General features: G+C 67.4%; 11 protein-coding genes and 1 pseudogene. 6 read left to right on the forward strand and 6 right to left on the reverse strand.

Annotation, left to right across the window (positions count from 1 at the left end):
* The first annotated feature begins 1 nt into the window (after nucleotide 1).
* Together fsxC and fxsT are read left to right on the forward strand one after the other, a co-directional pair.
* Nucleotides 2–1189 carry an FxsC protein gene (fsxC, locus tag GWK61_RS10970; protein ID WP_194908063.1) on the forward strand — a complete coding sequence of 396 codons (1188 nt, stop codon included), beginning with the start codon at nucleotides 2–4 and terminating at the stop codon, nucleotides 1187–1189.
* Complete coding sequence (gene fxsT / locus GWK61_RS10975) at nucleotides 1186–5256, forward strand: FxSxx-COOH system tetratricopeptide repeat protein (protein WP_194908065.1); 4071 nt, start codon at nucleotides 1186–1188, stop codon at nucleotides 5254–5256. The genes fsxC and fxsT overlap by 4 nt, the downstream gene beginning before the upstream one ends.
* A gap of 103 nt (nucleotides 5257–5359) precedes the next feature.
* On the opposite strand, the gene GWK61_RS10980 is transcribed toward fxsT, so the two are convergent.
* The 4 genes and pseudogenes from GWK61_RS10980 to GWK61_RS58460 form a co-directional block, all read right to left on the reverse strand.
* Nucleotides 5360–6328 carry an alpha/beta hydrolase gene (locus tag GWK61_RS10980; protein ID WP_194908067.1) on the reverse strand — a complete coding sequence of 323 codons (969 nt, stop codon included), beginning with the start codon at nucleotides 6326–6328 and terminating at the stop codon, nucleotides 5360–5362.
* A 272-nt stretch (nucleotides 6329–6600) separates the two neighbouring features.
* The gene (locus tag GWK61_RS10985) at nucleotides 6601–7110 is read right to left on the reverse strand and encodes a RipA family octameric membrane protein (RefSeq protein ID WP_194908101.1); all 510 of its coding nucleotides are present in this window, start codon (nucleotides 7108–7110) and stop codon (nucleotides 6601–6603) included.
* A 612-nt stretch (nucleotides 7111–7722) separates the two neighbouring features.
* Nucleotides 7723–7827: pseudogene (locus GWK61_RS60665) on the reverse strand (AlbA family DNA-binding domain-containing protein); the annotation flags it as partial.
* Nucleotides 7818–7940, reverse strand: coding sequence for a hypothetical protein (locus GWK61_RS58460; RefSeq protein ID WP_267254246.1), 123 nt, complete (start codon nucleotides 7938–7940; stop codon nucleotides 7818–7820). The pseudogene GWK61_RS60665 and the gene GWK61_RS58460, both read right to left, overlap by 10 nt.
* A gap of 301 nt (nucleotides 7941–8241) precedes the next feature.
* Here GWK61_RS58460 and GWK61_RS10995 point away from each other — a divergent pair, with 301 nt between their 5' ends.
* The 4 genes from GWK61_RS10995 to GWK61_RS11010 all read left to right on the forward strand — a co-directional run bounded on the left by GWK61_RS10995 (nucleotide 8242) and on the right by GWK61_RS11010 (nucleotide 13662).
* Nucleotides 8242–11109 carry an SCO1167/SCO6262 family helicase gene (locus GWK61_RS10995; protein WP_194908103.1) on the forward strand — a complete coding sequence of 956 codons (2868 nt, stop codon included), beginning with the start codon at nucleotides 8242–8244 and terminating at the stop codon, nucleotides 11107–11109.
* 148 nt (nucleotides 11110–11257) lie between these two features.
* Nucleotides 11258–12490, forward strand: coding sequence for an SWIM zinc finger family protein (locus GWK61_RS11000; protein WP_228562102.1), 1233 nt, complete (start codon nucleotides 11258–11260; stop codon nucleotides 12488–12490).
* Between the two features lie 636 nt (nucleotides 12491–13126).
* The gene (locus GWK61_RS11005) at nucleotides 13127–13366 is read left to right on the forward strand and encodes an AbrB/MazE/SpoVT family DNA-binding domain-containing protein (RefSeq protein ID WP_323747500.1); all 240 of its coding nucleotides are present in this window, start codon (nucleotides 13127–13129) and stop codon (nucleotides 13364–13366) included.
* 2 nt (nucleotides 13367–13368) lie between these two features.
* Entirely contained in the window at nucleotides 13369–13662 is a 294-nt protein-coding gene (locus GWK61_RS11010; protein ID WP_194908073.1) for a hypothetical protein, read from the forward strand.
* Between the two features lie 42 nt (nucleotides 13663–13704).
* On the opposite strand, the gene GWK61_RS11015 is transcribed toward GWK61_RS11010, so the two are convergent.
* Nucleotides 13705–14388: an HAD family hydrolase gene (locus tag GWK61_RS11015; protein WP_323747501.1), complete on the reverse strand. Its 684-nt coding sequence runs from the start codon at nucleotides 14386–14388 to the stop codon at nucleotides 13705–13707.
* Nucleotides 14385–15230, reverse strand: coding sequence for a GntR family transcriptional regulator (locus tag GWK61_RS11020; RefSeq protein ID WP_194908075.1), 846 nt, complete (start codon nucleotides 15228–15230; stop codon nucleotides 14385–14387). The genes GWK61_RS11015 and GWK61_RS11020 overlap by 4 nt, the downstream gene beginning before the upstream one ends.
* Nucleotides 15231–15396: the final 166 nt, after the last annotated feature.

A 15396-nucleotide genomic window follows, 5' to 3' on the forward strand; every position in this document is an offset into this window, starting at 1 on the left:
TATGGCGGGCTCTCGACAGTCCGGTGACGAACCGTCCGTCCACGAACCGCTGTTCTTTCTCAGTTATGCGCGCCCGCACGAAGCCGAGGCGGAGCGCCCCCGGGAGGAGCTGGACCTCTTCCTGACGTTCTTCGACGACCTCACACAACAGATCAGTACCCTGCTTCCCCGCAAGCGTCCCGGCGACCTCGGCTACGCCGCCCCCGCAGACGCGCCGGAGCGGCCCACGCTCCAGGCCCTGTCGGTGTGCCACGTCTTCGTCCCGCTGATCTCCCCGCAGTACTTCAGCACCCGGCGCTGCGGACTGGAGTGGTCGGCGTTCCGCAAACGGGTCAGGACGCGGGACGTCGGGCTCCACTTCGTCCCGGTGACCTGGGCGCCGGTGGAGCCGGCGGACATCCCGCCGGACGTGCTGGAAGTCGACTTCCACACCCCGCGCGAGGGCCGGGCCGACATCGCCGAGGGCTTGTACCCGCTCATGGTCGACCGCGCACCGGGCAGCGACTACGACCTGGTCGTCAGGAACGTGGCCCGGACGATCAGCTGCGTCGTCCGGGAGCACCCGCTGCCGGCCGGCGTGCTGCCCTCGCTGCTGGGACAGCAGAACGCCTTCCGGGCCGCGCCCACCCGTCTGCTGCTGCGGATCGTGATCCTCGCCCCGACCCGGGACCGCTCCCCGAAGGGCCGGACGGCCGACGGCCACTACGGCGACGCCCAGACGGACTGGGCCCCGTACGGCGACCGCCGGGACCGCACGCTCGCCGCGGACGTCCGGACCATCGCCGACCGGCTCGGCTACGCTCCGGAGATCGTCGGGTTCGACGACGTCGCCCCGGCCCTGCTGGCCGGCACGCTGTCCAGCGCGCCGACCGTCCTGCTCATCGACAACTGGGCCCTGCTCGACACCGCCTGGCGGGACCAGGTCGCAGCGTACGCGGACCCGGCCGCGAAGCGGCCGGACTGGGAGACGTTCATGGTGGTCCGGGACGACCACGATCCGCAGACCCGGCAGCGCGGCGCGGACCTGCGGGCCGCGGTGGATGAGACACTCGCGGCGAGCCTGCGGGCCATGCAGACGGTCGTCGAGCACGCGGCGTCCGGGAACGGCCCGCGCGAACGCTTCCCCTCGCATTTCTCCACCGTGGCCGAGTTCGCCGCGGGCCTGTTCCGGTTCCGGAGGTCCCGGTGACCGACGGCGCACGGATCGACACTGCACTGGTCGACGACGACGGAGGTGTGACCATGACGGGCTCGGACGCCGCCGGTGGCCGGATCGTGACGTTCTACAGCTACAAGGGCGGCACCGGCCGGACCATGGCGCTGGCGAATGCGGCCTGGATCCTGGCCGCCGCCGGGCACCGGGTCCTGATGATCGACTGGGACCTGGAGGCGCCGGGCCTGCACCGGTTCTTCGAACCCTTCCTCGGCGACGAGCGACTGCGCGACGTCCCGGGCATCATCAACATGATCGACCAGTACTGCGACTCCGCCAACGCCCGGCTGACCGGCGAGGACGGCGCGGCCGGCGGCGAGGTCGACCCGGTCGCGTGGTGGGCGGAGAACGCCCACGTCGCGGAGAACGCGGTCGAGCTGGACTGGGACTTCGAGTTCGGCGGCAGCCTGCACTTCATCCGGGCCGGCCGCACCGCCGCGGTGCACTCCGCCGGGATCTCGGCCATGGACTGGTACACGTTCTACCACCACCTCGGCGGGAACGCGTATCTGGAGCAGATGCGGCTTCAGCTCAAGCAGGCCTACGACTACGTCCTGATCGACAGCCGCACCGGGAACAGCGACATCGAGGACATCTGCACCAAGGACCTTCCCGACGACCTGGTCGTGTGCTTCACCCTCAGCGGCCAGAACATCGACGGGACCGCGGAGATGGCGACTGACGTCGACGAGATCCGAGGCGCCGACCGGCGGCGGCCCCAGGTCCGCATCCTGCCGGTGGTGACCCGCGTGGACGACTCGGACTCCGACCGGCGCGACACCGGACTGGCTGTGGCGCAGGCCCGGTTCGCCCCGTTCGTGAACCGGATCAGTTCCCATGACCCGAAGACGTACTGGAACCTCGCGCAGATCCCTTACAAAGCGCTCTACTCCTACGAGGAACTGCTCGCCGTCTTCGGCGACTCCCCCGGGAACCCGCAGTCGGTGCTGGCCGCGGTGGAGCGGCTGGTCGGACTGATCACCGAGGGCCAGGTGACCTCGCTGGCCCCGATGGACGAGGGGCTGCGGCTGCGACACCGGCAGAAGTTCTTCCGGCGCGCGCCGGTCGCACTGGCCGACGTCTGCATCAGCCACCTGGCGGCCGACCGGACCTGGGTGGCGTGGCTGCGCTGGCTGCTGCGCGGCGCGGGCCTGGAGACGTCGGCGGACGAGACGTCCGCGGCCGACGGCCGGGCCCTGGACCCGCTGACCGCCGAACAGATGCGGTCGGCCCCCTACACCCTGGTTCTGGTATCCGGTGCCTACCAGCAGTCGGCGCTGGGCCGGTCGGTGTGGGCCAGCCGCAACAACGACGTGCCGACCCAGCTCGGCAAGCTGGTGGCGCTGCACGTGGAGCCGCCGGTGCCGGGCAGCGCGCTGCGCTGGTCGCCGGCGGTGGAGACCGTGAACCGCACCGAGGTCGACGTGGCTGGCGCGCTGCTGGCGGCACTCAGCTCACCGATGACCGCCGAACAGGCACTGACCGAGGCCGAGCGGATCGCACCCCGGGTCCGGTACCCCCGCTCCCGGCCCGACCACTGGAAGGTACCGAACCGGGTCGTCCGGTTCACCGGGCGCGTGGACAGCCTGGACCGGCTGCGTCAGCAGCTCACCACAGCCACCGGGGGCGACATGACGCACGCGGTGCTCGGCATCAGCGGCATCGGCAAGACGGCACTGGTCGTGGAGTACGCCCACCGCTTCCAGCACCACTACGACGTGGTCTGGTGGATCCGCGCCGAGCACCTCAACTTCGTCACCGAGGACCTCGCCGAGCTCGCCAGGCGGCTGGGCCTGGAGGTCCAGAACGTCGGCGAGGCCGCCGACGCCGTCCGGGAGGACCTGCGTGCCGGCCGGCGCGGCGGGCGCTGGCTGCTGGTGTACGACAACGCCGAGGACCCGGATCAGCTGCTGGACCGGATGCCCTCGGCCGCGAACGGCCATGTGCTGGTCACCTCGAACAATTCGAAATGGGCCAGCGCGGTGGCTGCGGTGGAGATCGAGGTATTCGACCTCGCCGAGAGCATCGACCTGCTCACCAGTCTGGTCCCCGGGTTGTCGGAGCAGCACGCCGAACTGGTCGCCGTCGAGGTCGGCAACCTCCCGCTGGCCGTCGAGATCGCCGGCTCCTGGCTGGCCGAGACGGGGATGCCCGTCGAGGCCTACCTGGAGCTGCTGCGCAGCGACCCCGCCGCGACGCTGGAGCGCGGACACGCCTCCGGGTACGACCGCTCGATCATCACTGCCTGGCGGCTGACCGTGGCCAAGATCGGCGAGCTGTCCCCGGGCGCGGAGCGGCTTCTGCAGCTGCTGGCGTTCTGCGGCCCCGAACCCGTCGCGGCCAACCTCGTGTACGGCGACGCCATGAGCCGGGCCCTGCTGCCGTATGACAGCAGGCTGCGCTCCGGCAAGGGCCCGATCGGGCAGTATGTGCAGTTGCTCAACAGCTTCGGCCTGGTCACGGTGCCGCGCGGCACCGACAAGCCGCTCCAGGTCCACCGGCTGATCCAGCAGGTGGTCCGGGACACGATCCCCGATCCGGCCGACCGGGAGACGCTGCGCCGCGCGATCCACGAGGTCCTGGTCGCCGCCCGGCCGCCGCAGGGCGACGTGGACAACGCGAAGACCTGGCCGGTCTACGCCGAGATCTGGCCGCACCTGGTGCACTCCGAGGCGCGCCGCGGCAGCGCCGAGACCCGCCAGCTCTACGTCGACCGGGTCCGCCACCTCCGGTTGCGCGGCGAGCCCGGCCGGGCGGCCGAACTGGCCGAGGAGACGGTCGCGCTGTGGGAGGCCGATCCGGACATCGGGCCGGACGACGCGCGCAACCTGAGCATGCGCTTCGAGTTGGCGACCGCGCTGCGCGCGCTGGGCGACCCGGCCCGGTCCCTGGAGATCGACACCGACGTCCTGGCCCGCCAGCGGTCGCACCCGGACCTGGGGCCCGAACACCTGGCGACGCTGATGACCGTCGGCGGACTGGCCTCCGACCACCGGGCCCTGGGCCGGTTCCAGGAGTCACTGGCGCTCGACCGCGCGAACCACGCCGACTTCCTCACCCACATCGGCCGGGACCACCCCCGGACCCTGCTGGCGGCCAGCAACCTGGCCGTGGCGTTGCGCGCGGCGGGCGAACCCTTCGAGGCGCTGAAAATCGACCGGCAGACCCTCGAGGATCGCCGGGACGTTCTGGGCGAGACGGACTTCCTGACCTTCAAGTCGGCCATCAACCTCGCACGCGACCTGCGGGACTGCGGCGACCGCACGGGCGCCCTGGAACTACTCAAGGTCACCTACCGGGACGCCCGCGAAGCCCTCGGCGACGACGCCCCGGCCACCATCGAGGCAGCCCGAGCACTGTCCACCAGCTACCGCAAGGCGGGCGACTACACCGAGGCCGGCAAGCTCCTGGACCGGCTCCGCGAAAAGCTCGGCGCGCCGGAGTCCGTGCAGTCGGTGCCGCAACTCGGCTACGCGCTGAACGCCGCCGCCCACCGCGCCGGCAGCGGCGACGTCCAGGGCGCCCTGGACCTGGCCCTCACGACGCTGAAGAAGTACCAGGCCAGACAGCCCCATCACCCCGACACCATGACCTGCGCCAACAACGTCGCGATCTACCTGCGGCGCCTGGGCCGCACCCAGGAGTCGCTCGACCGCCTACGCGGCACCTTCTCGGAGCTGACGGCGGCGCTGGGCCGAACTCATCTCAGTACCCTGGGGTGCGCCATCAACCTCGCGAACGCCCTCGCCGAGACCGGCCACCTCGACGAGGCCGAGAAGCTGTACCTGGCGACGGCCGAGCTCCTGCGGACGGTGTTGGCGCCGGCCGAGCCCGGTGCCCGCGAGAGCCATCCCGATCTGCTGGCGTGCCAGGCCAATCTGGCGGTCACCTGGCACGAGACGAGCCGGGAGGAGCAGGCCGAGACCGAGCGGGCGAGGGTACGCAAGCTGCTGGCGGCGACCCGCGGCGAGAAGCACCCCAGCACGGCACGGCTGGACCGCTGGGAGCGCGCCGACCGGGAACTGGACGCGACGCCACTGTGAGCCGCGGGCGACGTCAAAAGATTGAGATCAAACAGATTGGCCGGCTGACATCGGGGAGCTGAGGATGGCGTCGTCGGGACCCCGGCTTCCGGCGTCGCGGCCGTCAGCGCCCTGACGCGGCACCTGCCCGGTTCGCCGTGTTCGCCAGCCAGCGCAGGATCCGCGGCATGGCGGGGATCGCGCCGAAGTGGGCGGTGTCGAGCGCGAGCATGGTCGTCGCGTTCTTGATGTGGTCGGCGAGCCAGTAGAAGTGGTCCATCGGGGAGAACGTGTCCAACTCGCCTTGCCACAGCAGGGCCGGCACATCGATGTCCGATACCTGGAAACCCCAGGGTTTCACCAACGAGACGACGTCGTCGAACCAGCCCTGCAGCCCGTGGTCGCGCCCTCCCGTGTCCGCTTCCTCAGGGTCGAAGGCCGCGTCGAAGTTCTGCACGAGCATGCGGCGCACGCCGGTCTCCCAAACGATCCGGCGATCTCCCGGTGACATTTCCGGGACCAGTGATCTGATCATTTGCTGCGGGTCGGAGTTCAGGGCGGAATGGCGCTCAAGCAGTTCTTCGTGAAGGGATCCATGGTCCTCGGCAGCCAGCGTGAACGCGTGGATGTTGGACTGCGTCATCCCCCCGAACCAGTCAAGTTCCGCAGGGTCAACGTCGAAGGGTGCGAGGCTTACCAGGATCGCCACGTTCTGAACCCGATCCGGCAACAGCGCGGCGCACGCCATGGCGTGCGGACCGCCTCCGGAGCGGCCCATGACGGAGAACCTCTCGATGCCGAGCGCGTCGGCGATCGCCGCGACATCGGCGGCGGCGTGGCTCACGCTCCGGCCCTCCAGCCGACCGGATCCACCGTATCCGGGCCGGTCATAAGCGATGAGACGAAGGCCCGAATTATACAAGTGATTGACAAGGGGACGTGGCCCCCGGCGACTCCCCGGCATGCCGTGCAAATAAAGGATTGGATACCCGTCCTCGGGGCCCCAGGACTCCACAGCGAGTCCCCGGCCGCCCTCGGTCACCACTGGCGTTCTCACTCGCAGCCTCCCGAGTCCGGTGCCGACCGTAGCCATCGCACCCTGTTCGCAGCATGGCGCAGGACATCACGATTGTCATTACCGAAAAGCGCGCACTGGTTATGCGTGCTTCCACGAAGACACGCGAGAGCCTAGCGGAGGGATGCTCGGCTGTGGCACATGTTGAAAAAAGGCACGCGTGGGTTTCACCCCTCCTCGACCATCGGCTATCCGTTGTTCAACCAGCATTGCGATCATGACGCGGTTCGTCAGGCTTCTGAGGAACCGCGCGCGGATCCATGAGCTCGGTCACTGCGAGTGCCGACATCTCAGAACATGACCGCGAGGAAGGCCCCGAGGTAGACGATGCTGAACGTGAGGGGCACGGACTGCTCGACCCAGGTCAGCCGGGGATAGCGCTGCTGCCCCCGCGCCGCGAGCACTATCTGCCACTCCCGCACGTAGACGAACGCGGGCAGCCGTTCCTCCAACGCGTTGATCACGACGAACTTGGCCGCGTTCAACTGCTTGTACGAATGGATGAGCACAAACCACGCCAGGCACTCCACCAACAGGATCACGAATCCCGGCACCGCCACCCATGCCGAGACGCCGCGCGTCCGGTGCCCCCGGTAGGCGGCGCCGAGCACGGCGACAACGCCCGTGTTCAGCGTGAGAAAGAAGGTGTTGGCGAGGTTCCGGCGCGCACTCAAGCTGTCCGACATCGTTACGCAGAGCTTGTACTGTTCCAGGACCGCGTTCTGGTACTTCTCGCCGGACCCCCCGTAGTCGTCAGGACCGATCGCGACATTCCACACAGCATCCTGATTTCCGGACATGGCTCCATAGTGCAACCCTTGCCCAGCGCGGTACAGAGGCAGCCGTAGGGGCGAAGCCCCTAGGTTCTGGGTTGAACCCGCCCTGGACCATGCCTGGACCGGCAGTCCCACCGCCCTCCACGCCGCTTTGCGGTCAGTGGCGCGGAAGGGTGCTCGTTCGGTCTCGCCACGGCGATGTCGCCGAAGCCCGCCGGGTGGAGATGCAGCGCGACTGCGTCCGGTTCCATCGCTGAACCGTGGTCTCGGACGGGTCCACGTTGGATCCGGCGTTCGAACGAAGCGACTACGAAAAGCGGCCCCGACCTGTGGGTCAGAGCCGCCACCAGCTGTTCGGGAATTGACAAATATGTTTGATAGTAGAGCAACTGCGGCTCGAACCGCTGTGAGCGGACGCCGGCCGCCATCCCGGACCCGGTCGAGAGTTTGCTGCGGTTCGCGAGTAGGACTGACACCTCGTAGTCCGGCAGACGCCTGTCGCCGTCGGCGACACGGAGCTTGGAACCGCCGTACGTACCTGGTGACCGCTTGTGGCAGGGACGCTCGTCCCGAGGCGTCGGCGGAATCTCCGCGATGACGACGGCCTTGCCGTCCGCAATGGCTGTCTGAATCGTAGATCCCGACCACCGCGAAGTTGTGTTTCTCATCAACGCCGAGAATCAGCGTCCCGCCCCGGGCGTTCGCGAACGCGCTGACTGTCTCCCAAGTCGTTACCGGCAGACCGCCCTGAGCCCGACGTCCAGGGCCTGGCGGCCGGCGAAGCTCAGGCCGCCGGCGGCGAAGGCGGCCAGCGCCTCGCTCGCGTTCACGACCACCCACATCTGTTGGACCATGCTCGACATCTGTTGGCAACAGATGTCGAGCATGGTCCAACAGATGTGAGGTCACCGCGTCGCGAGCTCGGACTGCTCGGCGAACACCGGCTCGCCGAGGAGTGCGATTTCGCAGCCCCACGCGGATCGACGCGCGAACAGTACTGCCCCGGGCGACGGCTTGTACCGCACCACCCCCCGCCCTGCTCGATACGATATTGGTGCCGCCCGACCATACGATCCGCAAAGGAGCAGCACGGTGACCCGGAAGGTCGTCATCATCGACGATGACGGGCGCGAGGAAGCCGAGAGCGCTCTCGGCTTGGACCAGCAGATCATCGCGTCAGCCCCGGCGCTACTGAGACGCGCCGCGGTGTTCCTCCCGGCCGACCCGCCTCGCCACGGCCGGATCGCGTTCCTGCCGGCTGCGGATGCCGGGGTTCCGGCACTGCCCACGGCCAAAGTGGACATCGTCGAGTACGCCCGTTTGACCAAGACGGGAAGGCCGCGGAATCATCCCAAGATCGGAGTGCGCACCGTTTCGGCGGAATATCTGTCGGTCGAGCAGGCGATCCCGGTGCTGATCCAGGCATGCAAGTTCGCGCGCGACTCGCCGGAGTCCGCCCTCGATCCGGCCGCGGTCTTCTGGGGCACCGCCGGGCTGTTCGCCCTGCGCCTCATCGCACGCGGCCGGATCCTGCCGGGCGTGTCGTCGGCGGGCATCGACGCCTGGCGTGTGGGCCCGCTCGATCGCGAAGATGCCGAACACCTGCGTGCGCTGGCGACGTTGATGCCGCCGGTCGCCCGCGCGGTCCCGCTGCCCGGCGACGGCGGCGAGGTCCTGCTGTCGAAGGCGGAACCGCTGCTCCGGGCCTTCCTCGACGCGGTCGCCGACACCCTGCCGCGCACCCCTGCCGCCCCGACAGTCGCACACAACAGCGGCAATGCGTTCACCGCACAGCCTGCCGTGCACATCCCGGATCAGCGCCGCTGGGCGTCGGAGGTGGCGGCGGGCATCGATGTCGGCGTCCGGGTGTCGCTGCGGTTGGAGACCCCCGCCGATGAAGGGGCCTTCCACGCAGTCACCCAAATCCACAGCCTCGCCGATCCGACCCGGGTCGCCGATGTCGGCGCGGTCTGGCGAAGCCTGGCCGCCGGACCCGATACGGAGGCCGGGGCGCGCACGCAGATCGACGTGTTGCTGGTGCTGCGGCGCGCGGCACGAGTGTGGGAACCGTTGGCACGACTGCTGGCCGCGCCGGTCCCGGCATCCCTCGGCCTGAGCGACGAAGAGGTCTATGAACTGCTCGGCGCAGCCGCTCCCCGGCTGTCAGCCGCCGGAATAGACGTACACCTGCCCAAGGAGCTGGCGCGGAGCCTGAGCGCACAGGCGGTCGTGGTCGCTCCGAAACGTCCCGGATCGGACCTGCGCTCGTACTTCGACGCCGACTCGCTCCTGGCGTTCCGCTGGGAGCTCGCCCTGGGCGGCGAGACACTGACCCCCGCGGAGATGGACCGCATCGCCGAGGCGACCAGGCCGCTGGTGCGGCTGCGTGACCAGTGGGTGCTGGTCGACGAGGCGCTGGCGCGCAAGGCCAGGAAGCGGGAGCTGGGCCCCCTCACGGCGATCGACGCGCTGGGAGTCGCGTTGACCGGAGCCGCCGAGGCGGACGGGGAATTCGTCCCCGTCGCCGTCGACGGCTGGCTGGCCGATCTCCGGTCTCGGATCGCGGATCCCACGACAGCCGACCGGGTCGTGGCGCAGCCGCCGGCTCTGCGGGCCACGCTGCGCGACTACCAGATGCGAGGTCTGGCCTGGCTGGACCGGATGACCGCGCTGGGATTGGGCGGATGCCTCGCCGACGACATGGGGCTGGGCAAGACCATCACCCTGATCGCGCTGCAGCTGCACCGCCAGGCGAACACCGACACCGCGCGCCCGGCCCTCGTCGTGTGCCCGACTTCGCTGCTGAGCAACTGGGAGAGGGAGATCGAGCGCTTCGCGCCCGGCACTCCGGTGCGCCGCTTCCACGGACCCGAACGCGACCTGGACGCCGTCGGCGACAGCGAGTTCGTTCTGACTACTTACGGAACCCTGCGCGTCGACGCCGCCCGGCTCGGCGAGATCGACTGGGGCCTGCTCGCCGCCGACGAGGCCCAGCACGTGAAGAACCCGTACTCGCACACCGCGAAGGCTTTGCGCGAGATCGGCTCCCAGGCCCGGATCGCGCTGACCGGCACCCCGGTGGAGAACAACCTCTCGGAGCTGTGGGCACTGCTGGACTGGACGACACCCGGACTGCTCGGCACGCTGCCGACCTTCCGCTCCCGATACGCCAAAGCAGTAGAGAGCGACCGCGACCACCAGACGACCGAGCGGCTCGCGACCCTCGTCCGACCGTTCCTGCTGCGTCGGCGTAAATCAGACCCCGGCATCGCCCCTGAGCTGCCCCCGAAGACCGAGACCGACCACCCGGTGGCACTGACCCGCGAACAAGCGGCGCTGTACGAGGCGTTCGTCCGCGAGATGATGGCGCAAATCCAGCGCAGCGCGGGCATCGAACGGCGCGGACTGGTCCTCAAGCTGCTGACAGCGCTCAAGCAGATCTGCAACCACCCGTCCCAGTATCTGAAGGAGAGCGCGAACCAGCCGCTTACCGGCCGCTCAGGAAAGCTGGAACTACTGGACGAACTCCTCGACACGATCCTCGCCGAAGACAACGCGGTGCTCGTGTTCTCCCAATACGTGGCGATGAACCGGCTCATCGAACGGCACCTCGCCGTCCGTGGCGTCGCCACCCAGTTCCTGCACGGCCAGACTCCGGTCAAGACACGCGACGAGATGGTCCGGCGTTTCCAGAGCGGCCAGGCCCCGGTCTTCCTCCTGTCCTTGAAAGCCGCCGGTGTCGGGTTGAACCTCACCCGGGCAGGCCACGTCGTCCACTACGACCGTTGGTGGAATCCAGCTGTGGAGGAGCAGGCCACCGACCGCGCCTACCGGATCGGCCAAACCCAACCGGTCCAGGTGCACCGCCTCATCACCGAGGGCACCGTGGAGGATCGCATCGCCGCGACGCTGAAGGAGAAACGCGACCTGGCCGACGCGGTCCTGGCCGGCGGCGAGGCAGCGTTCACCGAGCTCTCCGACGCAGAACTCGCCGAGCTGGTGACGCTGAGGAGGGGCCGATAAAATGGCCGCAAAGAGATCCGGCACGAAGGCCGCCGCCGGCGACCGCAGCCGGACGTTCCCCTCCTTCCCGCCGACCGTCGGCTCCCGCGGCGCCTTTGCCGAGACCTGGTGGGGCCGGGCCTGGGTCGAGGCGTTGGAGAACACATCCATGGACTCCGGGCGCCTCACCCGCGGTCGCACCTACGCACGCCGTGGCGCGGTGGAGCCGATTACCGTCACGCCAGGACTGGCCAAAGCGAAGATCCATGGCAGCGCGCCAAGGCCTTACTCGTCAACCGTCGCCGTAAAGCAACTCTCAGACACCGACTGGAACCGGTTCCTCCACACCGTCGCCGCCCGCGCAGCGCACATCGCGGCGCTCCTGGACCGCGACATGCCACCGGACCTGGTCGACGACGCACGAGCGGCCGGGGTCCAGCTACTGCCCGGTGTCGGCGACCTGTCGCCGAGCTGCTCCTGCCCGGACTCGGGCTGGCCTTGCAAGCACGCCTCTGCGCTCTGCTACCAGATCGCCCGACTCCTCGACCTTGACCCGTTCGTGCTGTTCCTGCTACGCGGACGCGGCGAGCACGAGCTGATGGACGAGCTTCGTGCCCGCAACGCAGCCGCGGCATCCGCCGAAGTCGCCACCGCGACCGGTGGCGATCTCCACTCAACCGAAGCAGCCGACTTTTCCCGAGCAGGGACGACCGGCAGGGAACGCGCAGCGGATGTCTTCGCGGCAGCACCAGACACAGCGGACGTTTTAGCCACACTCATCAGCATGGAATCGGGCGTCCTACCAGACTTTCCTGGACGCCCGCCGATTCTCGCGGCATCCCGCGAACCAACAGGAATCGACCAGACCGGCCTGGAGTTGGTCGCCATCGACACGGCGCAACGATCTCACGGTCTGCTGGCTACGTACTCAGCCACCGATGAACCAGCGCGGACCCCCATCCTCCCCAGACTGTCACCCTGGCAGGACGCCGTGCGCATGCTGGCCGCACGCCTCGACGACGAGTCCCTGCGCGCACGAATCGCCGAAGCCTACGACACGAGCGACACCGACCTCAGTATCGCAGCCCTGGCCTGGCACCAAGGCGGCCCGACAGGACTCGACACCCTGGAGAAACCGTGGTCCCCGACCGCCACTCAGAAGTCCAGAACACACAAGGCCCTGGAGGACTACGCCGAGGACGGTACGCCAACACGCCTGCGACTGTGGCGCAACCGCTGGACCGCCGACGCCAAAGGCGTGCAGATCCGCCTGGGTACCGACAATCGCTGGTACCCCTACCGCCGAGACCCCGAGAACAACCGCTGGTGGCCGGAGGGACCTGCGGAGACCGATCCGGCGGCCGCGCTCGCGGCTCTGTTGGCGGCTGAGTATGGACCATGAGCCCTACCCGCCATCAGGCGGACCGCAGCGAACCCCATCCACCCGCCGAAACGCCACCACCAATACACCACAACATCGCAATCCCGTGACCTGCAACATGTCCGGTCAAGGCGCGATGCCCAGCCGCTCCGGGCCCAAAAAGGGCCCTGAGCTGTAGGTCAGAACCGCACGTCCGCCGTTCGAAGAACCTGACGATCGCAGCAGATGAAGCCCACGCGGGTTCCACACCATCGGTCCAAAAACAGGGTCTGACCTGCGCCTAAATATTAGTCATATGGTATGTGGAGCCAAGGGGACTCGAACCCCTAACCCCCTGCTTGCAAAGGATCTCAGGGCCCTAACTCACGTCGTTCGGGGCCGTTCGGGGCCAGGTCAAAGCGTTCGCCATGGTTCGCCAGTGAACGAGCAGGGCCGCTGCGGAAGTCACTCAGTTTGTCACCCAGTCGGCCAGCCAAGGCCGGTTTGGAGCCCGCCGCCGCGCGGCTTGATTTCTGCTTTTCTGCCTGGAAGACTTCAAGAAGTCACCAACGGATCCCATCTTGGGAGTGCGCCAGCATGAGCAACATTCGAAACCGGTCCGCACCCAGGAAGCGGACGCCGCACCGACCGTCAAGCGTCCTACGAGACAAGGGGGTCGTGACGATCCCTCAGGCCATCCGTGAGGAGCTTGACCTCTCCACTGGGGACGAGCTGCTGATCTCCGTCGAGGGGGGACGAATCGTCCTAGAGCCCGCCACGTTGATCCCTCGGGATCAGGCTTGGTTCTGGACCCCGGAGTGGCAGGCCATGGAGGCAGAGGCAGAGTCCGACAAGGTCGCTGGACGAGTCGAGCGGTTTGCGAGCGACGAGGAGTTCCTGGCCTCGCTTGAGGAGTAACCGTGCCAACGTGGGACAAGCTTGCTTCGTTCAATCGAGATTACGCGAAACTCGGAGATGACGAGCGGGCAGCGTTCAACAAGGCTATAAGGAAGTTCGTGGAAGATCTGAGAGCGGGTGGAGCCTTTCGAGCCAGCTTACGCGTCAAGAAAATGACCGACGCTGGCGAGATTTGGGAAATGACCTGGGCCAACGATGGCCGAGCGACGTTCGAGTATGGCGACGAGGTGGCACCCGGCGAGCGGCACATTATCTGGCGTCGCATCGGAACCCACACGATCTTTACGAACCCCTGACAGCAGTTTGTCCCGATGCCCCGTCGGATCTTCGACGGGGCATTACGGTTTCAAGAGACTATGCACAATATCATTCATGTCCGTCACGATGACATCCGCGCCTGCGGCATTCAAGGACTCGCGCTTCCCTGGCTTGTTCGCATAACCGATAGAAGCCGACCCGGCGGCACGTGCAGCATCGATGTCCGTCACGGAATCGCCGATGAGCACGCTCTGTTCCGGGTTCTGCCCAGTGGCCTCAATTGCAGCAACTAGCAAGTAAGGGCTCGGTTTCAAAAGGTTGGGGTCCGGGCTGCGCCGCGCAGATACATAGCTAACGTAGCGCGCTAGGCCGTGGCGCCTTAGATACGCCTCTACAGCGCTCGCGCCATTGTTGCTGACGACAGTCACCATCTTGCCCGAGCGAAAGCAAGCGGCGATGGCGGCGTGAGCGCCCCGGGTCGGCTCGGCAACCTCAACGGCTGCCAGCTCTTCAGCATGGAACTGCTGGCGCACTTGCTCTCCTAGCGCGGCCGGGAGCAACGGCGCCGCATACAGAAACAGCATGGGATCCGAAGCTTCTTCTAGGTCGGCCGGCAACGCGGCTGCCGTCTGAACAAGCTTGCGCAGCCGGTCAGCGACACCTGGTGCTGGCCGACCGGAGAACACGCTGCATACAGGTCCGTCGAAATCAAACATGATGTGCTTGGAGCGATGAAGAATACCCGTCAGGTCATTGCCGTTCACTGGACGACCACCCCACGCCCGACGCTCGACCACATCCCGTCGAACCACGTCTGTGCTTGTTCCACAAACTGACTGTCTTTGGAATCCGTATCCTCGCTCAGCGAGTGGTGAAACAGGATTGAGTTCTTGCCCATCGGGTCAAAGATTTCTCGCTGCTCCCCGTTGATCGGAACCGAGTGACGAACTACTGGGTAGAAGCCGAAGAAGGCTTCTTCCTTGTTGAGGATGTAGAGCTTGAACAGCGGCACGCCGCCGTAGACTTGGATCTCAGCAGAGGTCTTGCCCACAAGCCCAAGCTCCGCCAGCTCTGCGACCGATTCGGTGATTCCCTGCGTGTTGCGGAGCATGATTCGGTTCATGCGCTCGCGGATATCTGGGTCGTCCGCCAGATCTTCGGCTCGGCAGGGAAGCCCCATCGGAATCGTCATGTCAGGCAGCAGTATGCGGATGCTGATCGACTCTGGCGTGAGTCGGCCTTCCCGGATTCTGTCTAGCGGCTCTTGGACCGCCCCGAAGAGGGTCTCACCCGAAAAACCTGCGAAGTCAAGGGTGACCGCCGGCGCCGCGAAAGCCCGTTCAATGTGCGGTCGGAGACCAACCGGCCGTTCGGCGCGCTCGCGGACGAAGACACCGCTCCCCTGGCGCGACACGATCAAGCCTTCCCCCCGGAGGATGTCCAGACCGTTCTGAACGGTCTGCCGCGCGACGCCGTAGCGCTTTGCCAGCTCAGCGCCTGAAGGCAGCTTTTCGCCAGGAGCAAGTTTCTTGGTCAGGATCGCCGCACGCAGCTGGTTGGCGATCTGGATATAGGGCGGACGCGGGTCGTCCTGGTCGATGCTCATGGCCACAGTCTACGGAAAAATACCAGGTCATCTAGGTATCTAGGCAGCTGTTGACATGACTAGGCAACCTAGCCTATCTTCCTGACTAGGCAAGCTGGTCAACTCCGGCAAGCCGGTAGCACCGGAGAGCAACAGGCGATTCCGGCCGTCACAGTCTTTGGAGGAT

Origin of the sequence: Catenulispora rubra, from assembly GCF_015356825.1 — a bacterium.
GTDB classification, from domain to species: Bacteria; Actinomycetota; Actinomycetes; order Streptomycetales; family Catenulisporaceae; genus Catenulispora; species Catenulispora rubra.

Bases quoted from the DNA above. Each gene is read 5' to 3' on its own strand.
- fsxC (WP_194908063.1), top strand. From the start codon at position 2: ATGGCGGGCTCTCGACAGTCCGGTGACGAACCGTCCGTCCACGAACCG.
- GWK61_RS10980 (WP_194908067.1), bottom strand. From the start codon at position 6,328: ATGGCTACGGTCGGCACCGGACTCGGGAGGCTGCGAGTGAGAACGCCA.
- GWK61_RS10985 (WP_194908101.1), bottom strand. From the start codon at position 7,110: ATGTCCGGAAATCAGGATGCTGTGTGGAATGTCGCGATCGGTCCTGAC.
- GWK61_RS58460 (WP_267254246.1), bottom strand. From the start codon at position 7,940: ATGGTCCAACAGATGTGGGTGGTCGTGAACGCGAGCGAGGCGCTGGCC.
- GWK61_RS11000 (WP_228562102.1), top strand. From the start codon at position 11,258: ATGGACTCCGGGCGCCTCACCCGCGGTCGCACCTACGCACGCCGTGGC.
- GWK61_RS11020 (WP_194908075.1), bottom strand. From the start codon at position 15,230: ATGAGCATCGACCAGGACGACCCGCGTCCGCCCTATATCCAGATCGCC.